Genomic DNA, 13,086 nt, shown 5'->3' with positions numbered 1-13,086 from the left:
TTCGGAAGCATGCTTCCTGAAGACTTGTATTTGAATGTTTCCGTTACAGGAAACGATTCTCCATAGAAAGGAGGTGATCCAGCCGCACCTTCCGATACGGCTACCTTGTTACGACTTCACCCCAATCATCTATCCCACCTTCGGCGGCTGGCTCCTTGCGGTTACCCCACCGACTTCGGGTGTTATAAACTCTCGTGGTGTGACGGGCGGTGTGTACAAGACCCGGGAACGTATTCACCGCGGCATGCTGATCCGCGATTACTAGCAATTCCGACTTCATGCAGGCGAGTTGCAGCCTGCAATCCGAACTGAGACCGGCTTTTTAGGATTCGTTCCACCTCGCGGCTTCACAGCCCGTTGTACCGGCCATTGTAGTACGTGTGTAGCCCAGGTCATAAGGGGCATGATGATTTGACGTCATCCCCACCTTCCTCCGGTTTGTCACCGGCAGTCACCTTAGAGTGCCCACCCGAAGTGCTGGCAACTAAGATCAAGGGTTGCGCTCGTTGCGGGACTTAACCCAACATCTCACGACACGAGCTGACGACAACCATGCACCACCTGTCTCCTCTGTCCCGAAGGAAAGGTACATCTCTGTACCGGTCAGAGGGATGTCAAGACCTGGTAAGGTTCTTCGCGTTGCTTCGAATTAAACCACATACTCCACTGCTTGTGCGGGTCCCCGTCAATTCCTTTGAGTTTCAGTCTTGCGACCGTACTCCCCAGGCGGAGTGCTTAATGTGTTAACTTCGGCACCAAGGGTATCGAAACCCCTAACACCTAGCACTCATCGTTTACGGCGTGGACTACCAGGGTATCTAATCCTGTTTGCTCCCCACGCTTTCGCGCCTCAGCGTCAGTTACAGCCCAGAGAGTCGCCTTCGCCACTGGTGTTCCTCCACATATCTACGCATTTCACCGCTACACGTGGAATTCCACTCTCCTCTTCTGCACTCAAGTCACCCAGTTTCCAGTGCGATCCGGGGTTGAGCCCCGGGATTAAACACCAGACTTAAATGACCGCCTGCGCGCGCTTTACGCCCAATAATTCCGGACAACGCTTGCCCCCTACGTATTACCGCGGCTGCTGGCACGTAGTTAGCCGGGGCTTTCTTCTCAGGTACCGTCACCTTGAGAGCAGTTACTCTCCCAAGCGTTCTTCCCTGGCAACAGAGCTTTACGATCCGAAAACCTTCATCACTCACGCGGCATTGCTCCGTCAGGCTTTCGCCCATTGCGGAAGATTCCCTACTGCTGCCTCCCGTAGGAGTCTGGGCCGTGTCTCAGTCCCAGTGTGGCCGATCACCCTCTCAGGTCGGCTACGCATCGTCGCCTTGGTGAGCCGTTACCCCACCAACTAGCTAATGCGCCGCAGGCCCATCCCCAAGTGACAGATTGCTCCGTCTTTCCAGTTTCCTTCAGGCGAAGAAAACAATTATTCGGAATTAGCTACCGTTTCCGGTAGTTGTCCCAAACTTGAGGGCAGGTTGCCTACGTGTTACTCACCCGTCCGCCGCTAACTATCCGAGAAGCAAGCTTCTCATCAAGTCCGCTCGACTTGCATGTATTAGGCATGCCGCCAGCGTTCGTCCTGAGCCAGGATCAAACTCTCCAATAAAGTATTGAAAAGAGCGATTAGCTCAATTTGAATCTGACGAGATTAAAATCTCATTTATGCTTTGAAATCGTACTGTCCGAAGACGAATACTGATTTCTCAGCGTCGATCTTGCAAGCAAGATCGTTACTCACTCGTTGTTCAGTTTTCAAAGATCAAACTTATTTACGCTGCCGTCGTTGTTCTCTTCAGCAACTCTTATATATTATCACGTCCCAACCAACTTTGCAAGCTCTTTTTTTAAGTTTCTTTCGAAGCTTATTTCATTTGCTTGCCACACCGTGTTTCTCGTGTTTTCTTGGCCGGATTAATAATATATCATGTACGAATTATGATTGCAAGCTTTATTTTCAAATTTTCCAGGGCCGTATTTCCTACATATTATTGCACTCCCTATTATCCTTACGCAACGCTTCTTAGTACGACACGTAATGATCTAATCCTGTACTATCGCATATAAAATAGATTAATTCATTTCATATCAGCGACTATCATTCCAAATTGGGAGAATAGCAACTCTCATTTATTACACCCGCATCTATTATTATATAGTAGAGTATCTTTGCTCCCGTTTTCCTGAGTTATAGATGTCTATTTAAGTATATGGATTAGGGTCTGATAATCTCACCATCCGAGCCGCTTACATCAAAAAATCCAACGTTATGCTTTTTAGCCAACTCACGCATCATTGTATAGGCCTCCTCCGCAACAGACCATGCGAATGCAGCATAAATCACGTCTTTTCCAAGCGAGTATTCTGTTAATCGATTATCTGTTCCTGCCTCTTCCATCGCTTCAAACACATCATCGTCCACATTCATAGAAGGAAATGTCAGAACAAGCTCCTCATAAAAACGTTGTAACGACTCTGAGCTCACCTTAATGTCCGAGTAGGAATGATCCTCCGACCACTTGGTCTGCTCGCCATACCAATTCATGAACGACGCTTTGTCACCTGGAGCTTTGACTGGATCAAAAACCATCAAATCGTAACTCATGTTTGTTCCCCCTTTATATATAGAAGAAAGTTGATTCCCGTTTATCCCACAAATCAAGAATATCCCACTACGGTAACATTTCAAAGTGTCTCCTGTCCCCTCTTTCAGGCTTCATGTTACCTAATAGAAGAAAACAAAAAAAAGCGAAAGCCCGATATCGCACCAAGGCTTCCGCATCTTCGCTTGTATAATGACGAACCCATGGCAAGTCATTGGCCTATTTCAATCAGTCAAACTTGTTATTCTCCACCGATAAATACATACCGACACACAACAATGATAGCCAAAATCCACATGAGCCAGTGTATCTTCACTTTGCGTTCAGTAACCAGGTTACTGAATACGGCCAGGATTACATAGGATATAATCCCTGCAGAGATCCCGTTTGCAATTCCTCCAGTGAAAGGCATCAATACAATGGTAAGGAACGCCGGGAAAGCTTGCAGGAAGTCATCCCACTCAATGCTGCGAACCTGACTCATCATTAAGACACCTACGATGATCAATGCCGGAGCTGTTGCAGCCGATGGAACAACCAGTGCCAGCGGAGCAATAAACAGGGCCAGAATGAACAGGATACCTGTCGTTACAGAAGTCAGACCCGTACGTCCACCAGCTTCGACGCCAGAGGCACTTTCAACGAAAGCAGTAATTGTACTCGTACCCAGTGCAGCACCTGCACTTACACCTACAGCATCGACGAGCATTGCTTTACCGATCGTTTTCTCGCCTTTTTTCTTATCCTTCATAATCCCCATTCGAGTTGCTGTACCTACCATCGTTCCGAATGTGTCAAACAGCTCTACAAAGGTGAAGATAAAGATGATTTCAAACAATCCAAGACTGATTGCACCTTTCAAATCCAGTTGTCCAACCGCCAGATCGCTGAAGTTAGGCAACCAGCTTGCACCGGACAAACCACTAAGATTCGTAACGCCCATCGGGATACCAATCAACGTTGTGGCAATGATACCGATCAACAATGCACCTTTGACACGCATAACCATCAGTACAGCAATAATGAGTAGTCCAATCAAAGCCAGTAATGCATCATGATGCGTTACGAAATTGCCCAAAGACAGATTAAAACTGCTGCCTGGAATCGGTTGGCTCAGATCCGCATCAGGTGCAACATTGACTGTTACAGCGACCAGATTAGCCAGTTTGAAGCCGACAATGGTAATAAAGAGACCAATACCAACTGTGATTGCCATTTTTAATGAATCTGGAACTGCAACGAGCAGCATTTGACGAATTTTGGTCACAGTCAAAATAATGAACACAATACCCGAGAGGAACACAGCTCCCAGAGCGGCCTGCCAGGAAATCGCACCGTTGGAACTCAGGACCACCGTCATGAAGTATGCGTTCAACCCCATACCTGGAGCAAGGGCGATCGGAATGTTAACAAACAATCCCATAATGATGGTCATCAATCCGGCACCGACGGCTGTTGCAAAAAATACAGCATTGTCCGACATACCGGCTCCGTTCGATCCCAAGAACAATGTGTTGACGAAAAGAATGTACGCCATTGTCATAAAGGTAGTAAGACCCGCAACAATCTCCGTTCTAACGTTCGTTCCATTTTCTTTTAATTTAAAGAAACGATCCATAATTCACTAATTCCTCCTTAGAGATGTTGAAGCCATATTGAAAAACGACAAATACCCTGAAGATGAATGCTTCACCCAGGGTTATCGCTGACGAGGAGTGGCACCGTGCCAATTACGGAGAACAAAAAAAATTCTAATGTGCGTAATGTTATGCCCGACGCAATCATATAGAATTCAGGTGCTCAGCCTTCTCCTCTTCGTAGCCAGATCATTAGGGTGATCTCGTAGAGACTCCCGGGCCAATCCCCAGGATTATACGAAGTAGTATGCGCTATTTGTGTGTTTCCAATCACTATTTTAGGAGGGTTACCTCTAGTTTGTCAATGAAAAAAAACGAATGTTTTTGACAATCACTATATATATCGTTCGTATTATTTAACAAAATGAACCAGTTCAGCGGTTTACAACCCAAATTAAAATGAGGTTTCCGGTGGATTTTTCGATTATATGTCGATCCTGGCAAAGGGTGTTTCCCATCAATTGCACTATATTAAAAGATTAAAAGCTACCGCGGTCAAAGGTGTCATACACACTTTGATTGCGGTAGCTCCATGGATTACCGAGAAGATGGTTATGTGATGAGGATAATGTATTTGGACATGAGAAAGATTAGGTATAGGGAGCGAACCACTACGGTTACGAGTTCACTTTTTTACATGATAGGTCCAATGCCATAATTCTAAAACTCTGTTTGAGGCACATCATCGGCCTGTACCTGCAGTTGTTCCTGAACTGTATTATCGGTCGCTCCCTCAGAAAACTCCTGATTCTGGGCCTGATCGGAAGACGAATCTGCTGCCTCTAAATTTACAAATGAAGATTCCCCCGCACCAAGAGCCAAGTCCTGCATACCCGAGCCGCATCCTGCCAGCATCACCATCAGAAACGCACTTCCAATGCCCATCTTCCATTTGCTCATATTGTCGGTTTTACGCATACATTCAATTCTCCTTTCAGTTGCCGTATAGCCATATTCTGTACTCAGTGTACAAGCCCCACATGAAAATAATCTGAAACGAACCTAAAAAAGGAATTAAATATTCAAAGATTCATCGTTATACCACCATCCGCTCTCATCCCACATGCCTGCTGCCATTATCGCCTGCTTCGCCACTTTTTGCTGTTTGGCACTTTTCAAATGAACGATCATTCTTGCTAAGGATTTATGGTGAATCAGGGATTCGATATCTTCAGCGGTAATATATTTCATTTGCAGAAGAGCGAGCTCTTTCAGGCTTTCAGAGGTCTCTGCCCAAGCGGTATTTTCTACGTTTACATTGTTCAGGTAAATACGCTGTAATTCAGTCAGATTTTCAAGAGACGGCAGGCTTGTTAGTTGCGGCTGGTCCTCTATCGCTAATAAGCGCACCCCCTTCAGTTCAGGCAATACAGATAGGTCGGATAAACCTTTCACTCTTAGGAGCTTCAACAATTCCAAGGATTCCATGCCTGCAAGGCTATCCAAATTCTCTGCTCCACCAAAACTGAGATGAAGTTCACGCAAATTTGTTAAATCATTTAAGTATCCCAATTCCTTTAATGGCATTCCCGAAATATAGAGGGACCGGAGTGATAGCAATGTTCCAATCGTTTCGATGTTCCTCGTATGCCCATTCACAATCAGCGTTTTAAGCTCGTTGAAGCGGCTAAGTACAGACATATCCGTTTTCTTCGTTTGGGTTTTGCCGATGCGGAGCTGTTGTAAAGTGGTAGGTACAAGGGCTAGTACATCAAGGGAGTCCGCTTCAAATACGTCAAAAGCAAACTCGTTCAGCCCTGGCAATGCGCCTATGGCCTCAATCCCGTGAACGCTACTGTTGCAATCAATCACTAGCTTTTCTACATGTTTCATATATTTTAGAACAGACAGGTCGCCAGATTGCGAATGAAAGCCATATATGCGAAAAGTAACATCGGGTCTGTTGGCAAACAGCTCCTCATTCAATATCTGCATCACGTTTACATCCGGGATGTTGTGCTCGCTGTATTGAACAATCTTTAGCTCAGGATGAGCTGTAAGTGCGGCAACCTCTTCATGAGTCCATCCCGGGTTGAGTTCGATTCTTCCGTTCATTGTTGTAGTTCCTCCTCGCAGAGTATTCTCTCGTAATAGCTATCAGACAGAGACAGTCCATTGATTATCTTAATTAAAAGTATAAATAACATCTTGTACAACAACAAATGAAAAGAAAAAAGAGACCGAAGCTCCTTAGAGGGAACTCCGATCTCTTGTTATTAAATCTGTATAGATAACTTCTATTCCCACTCAATTGTTGCTGGTGGTTTGGAAGTTACGTCATACACGATACGGTTTACGTTATCTACTTCGTTAACGATCCGCACGGAGATTTTCTCCAGCACATCCCAAGGGATACGTGCCCAGTCCGCAGTCATACCGTCGATGGATGTTACGGCGCGAATACCTACCGTGTAGGAATACGTACGCGCGTCACCCATAACACCAACACTCTTCATGTTCGGCAGAGCCGTAAAGTATTGCCAGATTTCGCGGTCAAGACCGGCTTTGATAATTTCTTCGCGCAGGATGTAATCCGAATCACGAACGATTTTGAGCTTGTCCTCTGTTACTTCGCCAAGTACACGGATCGCCAGACCCGGACCAGGGAATGGTTGACGCCATACGATTGCTTCTGGCAGACCGCACTCTTCGCCGACTTTACGCACCTCGTCCTTGAACAAGGCACTCAGTGGTTCGATCAGCTTGAAGTTCATGTCCTCAGGCAATCCGCCCACATTGTGGTGGGATTTGATGGTTTGAGCTGTCGCTGTGCCACTTTCCACGATATCTGTGTACAGTGTACCTTGTGCCAGGAATTCAAAATCATCAAACTGCTTGGACTCTTCGTCAAATACGTAAATAAACTCGTTTCCGATAATTTTACGTTTTTGCTCCGGATCATCCACGCCTGCCAATTTGGACAGGAAACGCTCCTGTGCATCGATTTTGACTACTTTCATGTCGAATTTGCCGACGAACGTCTCCATTACGCTCTCCGCTTCGCCTTTGCGCAGCAGACCATGGTCGATAAACATACATGTCAGTTGGTCGCCGATGGCTTTGTGTAGCAATGCAGCTACAACGGAAGAATCCACACCGCCGCTCAGTGCGCACAATACTTTACCGTCGCCCACTTTTTCACGAATATCCTTGATCGTATCTTCGATGAACGTCTCCATGCTCCAGTTGCCTTCGCAACCACAAATTTCGTACAGGAAATTCCGAATCATATCGTTACCACGAACGGAGTGGCGCACTTCCGGATGGAACTGAACAGCATACAATTTGCGCTCATCGTTGCTCATCGCTGCGATTGGCGCACTTTCCGTGCCTGCATCCAGTTTGAAACCCGGAGGAAGAGTAACCACGTGGTCACCATGACTCATCCATACCGTATGATCACCTTCGATACCTTGTGCAAGAGCAGCACCTGGAGCAAACGCGATATCAGCCTTACCGTACTCACGCTTCTCAGCACGTTCTACCTTACCTTCGAGCTGCTGCGCCATAAGCTGCATACCGTAGCAGATTCCGAAGATAGGAAGTCCCAGATTATATATAGCCGGGTCCACGTGCGGAGCATTCTCGGCGTAAACACTGGATGGGCCTCCTGAGAAAACGATCCCCTTCGGTGATAATTCCGCAATTTTCTCTGCCGGTGTGTTATACGGCAAAAGCTCGCTGTATACGCCGAGATCCCGGATTCTTCTGGCGATTAACTGGTTGTATTGGCCCCCAAAGTCAAGGACAACCACTATTTCATTTTGCTTATTCATTACCGTGCCTCCCTCAATTAATGAAACTAATTATACGCAACGACAAAACATACCGTCAAGGAAAGGCGAAACTCCTTTTTTCGACATCTCAAAACATGGCATATCCCATGCCTGAGAATACGGTATTGGGTCGAATTTCCCGCTTTGATTCTATTCATTTCCGATCGGAAATATAAGAAAAGGATTGACGCGCATTTTCATAAAAAAGTGCTTCCGCATGATGCTCATAGTATATGCTCGTGGAAAGACGCCTCGTTCGCTTGACGGAGCGAGAGAGGCGTCTCTGTTAAGCGCTGCGCTGTACTTCGTGTTACAGCGCCTGCATTCGCCGGGCCAAGTGAAGCGCCCGGCGCAGGAAGTCCAGACTGTCCGCGCGCAGCGGACGGTCCGGCCCGTACAGCAGCCGTTCCCAGTCGGCTGCAAACCGCGCGATGTCCGCGCCGTCCGTGCCTGCGGCCACAGCGGGGGACGCTGCATATTCACGCAGCGTCATCCCCGGCGGCCGCGGGCCGTAGCGGCGCGCGAGCGCGGCCCAGACCGGAGCGGCGGCGCTGAGCAGCCGCTCGCGGTCCGGAAAGCTGCTGCGCGGCCACGCCAGCAGCAGCCTGAGCCGCAGCGCGGGGCGAAGCCGCCGCATGCGCAGGGCCACGGCGGCGCATAGCAGTGCCGCCGCTGCAAGGGCTGCCGCGAGCCATGGGTGCGCGGCAAGAGCCCGTGCGCGGGCGAGCAGCCATGCGCCCGCGTGAGCCGCCCCGCCGTCCGTCAGCGGCGGGGTAACGGCAACGGGATGCTGCCCGCTGAGCGCAGCAGCATCTTGGCCTTCACCCTGCGTCATAGTGAAGCCAGGCGTAGCCTCGAATGGCATCCAGCCCGCGCCGGGGAAATACACTTCCACCCAGGAGTGTGCATCTCCCTGGGTCACGATGTATCGCCCGGAGACGGTCGGATCTACTTCTCCGGGGCCAAACCCCTTAACCCAGCGTGCCGGAATCCCCTCTGCACGCAGCAGCACAATCATCGCTGTTGAGAAATGATTGCAGTATCCCTGCCGTGTGACGAACAGAAAATCGTCCACAAAATCAGTTCCTCGCGGCGGCATACGGGTATCCAGCGTATATTCCGCGTGATCAGCAAGGTACGTTTTTACGGCCTGCACAGCATCATAACGGGATTCACTTCCCTGAATGATTTCCTTCGCAAGAACCTGCACCCGCCCAGGGAGCGTAGTCGGAAGTTGAAGATACGTTCTGCGAATAGCAGCCGGATCTTTCATTCTGGACGACTTCCCCAGAAGACGGAGCTGTTCGGCCGTTGCCACGGGAATCATGACGTCAGCCGTATAACTTTTGACCGGTCGATTGTCAGAGCTACCCGCGAGCCATAACGTTGCAGAATCTTCATTCGACAACAGTAAACGTTTGTTCTTCTGATTATCGTTGTTCTTATCCAGTAATGATAGATTGAGCGGCATTCCACCTGTAAAGAGGGGATTCGGTCCTCTCCATTCCCGCTTCATTGTCACGGTTTGACGAATACGTTGCCAATAGGTCGGGTTTTCCCAACCATCGGTACGCACCAATCCGGATGGACTCGCCGTCTCAAAGCGCTGAGCCGGATCACTCCAGGTACTTCCATTATAATATGAACGTGTCTCTCCCCGCCAATACGTAGCTTCTGGGCTTTTCGCCTCAAAAAAGATGCTGTCTCCCTGTACCAATGGGGCTCCCATTGGTGCATCCGCTGTACTATACCCAGTAACGGCAGTTGCGGCAGGAATGCTTGCGTCCTGTGTATAGCCTGCCCAGCGGGCCAGCCGCATACCCATCTGCTCAAGGGATATACGTTCCGGTGGAGGAATGGAAGCCAGTTGACCAGGGATCGCCGAGAAAAGGACCATGAATGCCGACACCGCAAGAGTTACCGCAGACCAGAGCACATAGGGACTGCGTCTGTAGATCGGGGTTGTCACTCCACCATTGAGGCGGAGCAGCTGCAGCATGGCCTGAATGAGTAAGATCCATAACACAGAGCGCACCACCGAGGCATATACATCCAGTCCGGCAAAGGATTCGAGCAACAGCAAGTACACCAATGTTGCACTGCCAAACAACATCACACTTCGCCGCAGCAGTACAAGCGATTGCACGGAAGTAATCAACATGCTCCAACCGCACATCATAAGCAAACCTCTGGTTTCTACACTGATCGAGTGAAAACGCCAGGTATGGATAAAACTGCCCATATCCGCTGCAAGTGTTGAAGGGTATGTAACCGCCCATCCCGCAGGATCACTTCCTCCATACATCCAGCCTAAGGCTGCCAGAGCAATGAAGAGCCTGATCAGAATCCCCGCGATCCAGCCCGTTCGAAGCAACCCTGCCAGCAGGAGAGCTCCTGTCAACCCAGCCATCACGGACAAGAACCGTTCACTGCCCTGCTGGCCTGATGACGTAACAGGATAAATCCACTCCAGGGACAAGATAAGCAAAATGACAGAAATGAAAAATTTATACAGGACAGGTTCCGAGCCTTGTCCAATATTCTTCATATCTGCGCCAGCTGTCTTGGGCTCAGCTATATATGGGGAATGAACAGATTCCAATCTCGAACCGATGATGTGTTCTCTGCCTGCCACAGTGGAATTCGCTTGATATTTTCCATTAGGCTCCCACATCGGTTACCTCCGCCTTTCCCATGGAAGGTAGAGAGCCGTCTGTGATCCACTGGATCTGCACGCCTCTGTGATGGAGTTGTTCCAGGTTCTCCCGGTTAAAACCATAGTCAGAACTGTGAAAGGACGGGCCTGATGATGAAAACTGCGCCGACTTTGAGACTACGTTAGCAACCGGATCGTCCACATGATGTAACCGATTCTCTTCCACAGTGCTTCCTAAAGGCTTCAAACGTGTGTGCGGTGATTCTTCTCCAGCCGCGAGCCCGGTTAGCTGTATCTCTACCCGATAACCCAACCCGGTTGCACAAGTTACCCAGTCCACCAGAGATTCATCCATTTTCCCTGTGAGAACTACAATTCGCGACCCAGGAGCCATCCTATCCAACATATCTGTGCGAAGCGATGGAGAGACAGGCTGAACCTTGGAAATTTGTGCCTGAGCCAGTTTGTCCAGTGCATGAGTATCCTCCGTCAAATGCAAGAAGTTTTCTTGCCACTTCTCTTGTTGATCAGAGGTACTACTCCTGCCTTCCATCCACAGTTGATAAGCAATATTGTCTCGTTCTGCAGTATAAACCCAGCCGGCAGCTGCACGAACCGCATGTTCAAATGCAGGGGTATCCCCCTTTCCCGACTGTCTCATTTCATATCCCGATGCACCTTCATACACCATTATACCCAGCGAGGTTGAATCCGAGGTTTCAGGCAAAAAGGTTTGGAGTCGGCCTGTTTTGGCTGTGCTCTTCCAATGAATACGCCCGAGCGGGTCTCCTTGCTGATATTCACGATAATCCGGACTGCGGTTTCCCTGACTGCTTCTTCGCTCTGACAACGAATCTTCGCCCAGAGCCGAGTATTCACCGGAATCACTCTCGCTCCATCCCGCCGCTTGGGGGACAACAATCAGAGGAGTATGAACCGTTATCTCTGCGGAAACGGTATTCCAACCGAAAACATCACCCCAGTACAGCTTGCCTGTCTCCCATCTGTACACACCTCTGCGCAGACCCGATAGTTCATATTGATACGTAAATTGACGCCGGGCTCCAGGGAAGATTAATTTGCGGTGTATCCCGGCAGGAGTATTCTCATACAAAATGATCCATAACAACGGCATCCTGCAATCGAATTCCACTTCCACCTGCACCCGCGCCTTTTCACCTGCTGCAATCCGGTTCGCTTGCATCTGCCGCCGAATAATAATATTGTGCGGGCCGAAGAAGTGGATAAGCATCCCGCTTGCAAGCATCAAGGCTGCCAGAATGGACAGAAACAGGGCGGCTTTACCGCCATGCCATACATACAAGGAAGCAAAAGCTGCCACAAGGACAGCACCCAGCATCCGTTGACCCAACGCAGTCATTGACGCCGTCCCCTTCCCTGGGACGCCATCTGTACAGGTACAGGGACCGTTGAGAGAGCTTCCTGAATGACTTGCGCCTGGCCCCATGCCTCCCCTCTGTTCTGGGCTTTCAATTGAATACGATGGGAAAGGACAGGTATCGCCATCTCTTTGACGTCATCGGGAATAACGTAACTTCGTCCCTGGAGGTATGCGAACGATTGGGCTGCAACCATCCAGGCCAACGTTCCACGGGGGCTGATTCCCAGCCTGACTGCCGGATGACTTCTGGAGGCCACGGCAACAGCAACCAGATACTGCTTGACGACAGGGTCGACATGTACTTGTTTCACTTCACGCTGCATGGCTGCGATCTCTTCCGAAAGCATGACCGGACGAAGCTCATCCAATAATTCTCTGCTGTACATCCGGGTTAACAGTTCCACTTCCTGCTCCGGTTCAGGATACCCCAGCCCGATTTTCATGATAAATCGATCCAGCTGCGCTTCAGGCAGACGGTAGGTACCCTCAAATTGCAACGGATTTTGCGTTGCCAGCAAAAAGAACGGGCGCGGCAAAGCATAGGTGGTGCCATCCACCGTAATGCGTCGTTCCTCCATCGCTTCCAGAAGTGCCGACTGGGTCCGGGGAGAAGCACGGTTGATTTCATCAGCCAGAACGATGTTGGACATAACAGGTCCAGGTCGAAACTTGAATTCGCCAGTATGCGGATGATACATCGATGTGCCTGTCACATCTGCCGGCATCACGTCCGACGTGAACTGAATACGCCCCAGGGAGCAATCCAGCGCGGAAGCGACGGCGCGAACCAGCATCGTTTTGCCTGTACCCGGTACATCTTCCAGAAGCACATGACCTCCACTGAGCATCGCAGTCAGCACATAACGAATCTCTTGTTTTTTACCAACGATCACACTTTCAACTCGCTTCATAACTCTATTCAGCAATTCAACGGCATGCTCATGTTCCATTCGGATATAAGTCATTTTCTTGATCTCCATCCTTCCATCCATCGGCATTCCTG

The 13,086-nt window shown here is 49.3% G+C and carries 8 protein-coding genes, 1 rRNA gene and 1 riboswitch; all 9 genes read right to left on the bottom strand.

The window, feature by feature from the left end; translation table 11 throughout:
* Nucleotides 1-66 precede the first annotated feature (66 nt).
* The 9 genes from JNUCC31_RS18555 to JNUCC31_RS18515 all read right to left on the bottom strand — a co-directional run bounded on the left by JNUCC31_RS18555 (nt 67) and on the right by JNUCC31_RS18515 (nt 13,048).
* Nucleotides 67-1,618, bottom strand: a 16S ribosomal RNA gene (locus JNUCC31_RS18555).
* Nucleotides 1,619-2,224: 606 nt separating this feature from the next.
* Nucleotides 2,225-2,614, bottom strand: coding sequence for a hypothetical protein (locus tag JNUCC31_RS18550; RefSeq protein ID WP_192263199.1), 390 nt, complete (start codon nt 2,612-2,614; stop codon nt 2,225-2,227).
* Between the two features lie 239 nt (nt 2,615-2,853).
* The gene (locus JNUCC31_RS18545; protein WP_192263197.1) at nt 2,854-4,230 is read right to left on the bottom strand and encodes an NCS2 family permease; all 1,377 of its coding nucleotides are present in this window, start codon (nt 4,228-4,230) and stop codon (nt 2,854-2,856) included.
* 180 nt (nt 4,231-4,410) lie between these two features.
* Nucleotides 4,411-4,510, bottom strand: a riboswitch (purine riboswitch).
* 399 nt (nt 4,511-4,909) lie between these two features.
* A complete protein-coding gene (locus JNUCC31_RS18540; RefSeq protein WP_192263195.1) occupies nt 4,910-5,167 on the bottom strand; it encodes a hypothetical protein in 258 nt (85 codons plus the stop codon).
* Nucleotides 5,168-5,263: 96 nt separating this feature from the next.
* Entirely contained in the window at nt 5,264-6,304 is a 1,041-nt protein-coding gene (locus JNUCC31_RS18535) for a leucine-rich repeat domain-containing protein (protein ID WP_192263193.1), read from the bottom strand.
* 182 nt (nt 6,305-6,486) lie between these two features.
* Complete coding sequence (gene guaA, locus JNUCC31_RS18530; RefSeq protein ID WP_192263191.1) at nt 6,487-8,025, bottom strand: glutamine-hydrolyzing GMP synthase; 1,539 nt, start codon at nt 8,023-8,025, stop codon at nt 6,487-6,489.
* Nucleotides 8,026-8,335: 310 nt separating this feature from the next.
* Nucleotides 8,336-10,699: a transglutaminase TgpA family protein gene (locus JNUCC31_RS18525; RefSeq protein ID WP_192263177.1), complete on the bottom strand. Its 2,364-nt coding sequence runs from the start codon at nt 10,697-10,699 to the stop codon at nt 8,336-8,338.
* Complete coding sequence (locus JNUCC31_RS18520; RefSeq protein WP_192263176.1) at nt 10,686-12,062, bottom strand: DUF58 domain-containing protein; 1,377 nt, start codon at nt 12,060-12,062, stop codon at nt 10,686-10,688. Before JNUCC31_RS18520 ends, JNUCC31_RS18525 begins: the two co-directional genes overlap by 14 nt.
* Nucleotides 12,059-13,048 (bottom strand): AAA family ATPase, encoded by a 990-nt coding sequence (locus JNUCC31_RS18515; protein WP_192263175.1) that lies wholly within the window; start codon nt 13,046-13,048, stop codon nt 12,059-12,061. The genes JNUCC31_RS18520 and JNUCC31_RS18515 overlap by 4 nt, the downstream gene beginning before the upstream one ends.
* Nucleotides 13,049-13,086: the final 38 nt, after the last annotated feature.

It is taken from the genome of Paenibacillus sp. JNUCC-31 (assembly GCF_014844075.1).
In the GTDB taxonomy this organism is placed as follows: domain Bacteria; phylum Bacillota; class Bacilli; order Paenibacillales; family Paenibacillaceae; genus Paenibacillus.
This window is presented reverse-complemented; position numbering and strand designations above follow the sequence as displayed.

Coding starts and splice junctions, on each gene's coding strand:
- JNUCC31_RS18520 (WP_192263176.1), bottom strand. CDS start 12,062: ATGACTGCGTTGGGTCAACGGATGCTGGGTGCTGTCCTTGTGGCAGCT.
- JNUCC31_RS18515 (WP_192263175.1), bottom strand. CDS start 13,048: ATGACTTATATCCGAATGGAACATGAGCATGCCGTTGAATTGCTGAAT.
- JNUCC31_RS18550 (WP_192263199.1), bottom strand. CDS start 2,614: ATGAGTTACGATTTGATGGTTTTTGATCCAGTCAAAGCTCCAGGTGAC.
- JNUCC31_RS18525 (WP_192263177.1), bottom strand. CDS start 10,699: ATGTGGGAGCCTAATGGAAAATATCAAGCGAATTCCACTGTGGCAGGC.
- JNUCC31_RS18545 (WP_192263197.1), bottom strand. CDS start 4,230: ATGGATCGTTTCTTTAAATTAAAAGAAAATGGAACGAACGTTAGAACG.
- JNUCC31_RS18535 (WP_192263193.1), bottom strand. CDS start 6,304: ATGAACGGAAGAATCGAACTCAACCCGGGATGGACTCATGAAGAGGTT.
- guaA (WP_192263191.1), bottom strand. CDS start 8,025: ATGAATAAGCAAAATGAAATAGTGGTTGTCCTTGACTTTGGGGGCCAA.
- JNUCC31_RS18540 (WP_192263195.1), bottom strand. CDS start 5,167: ATGCGTAAAACCGACAATATGAGCAAATGGAAGATGGGCATTGGAAGT.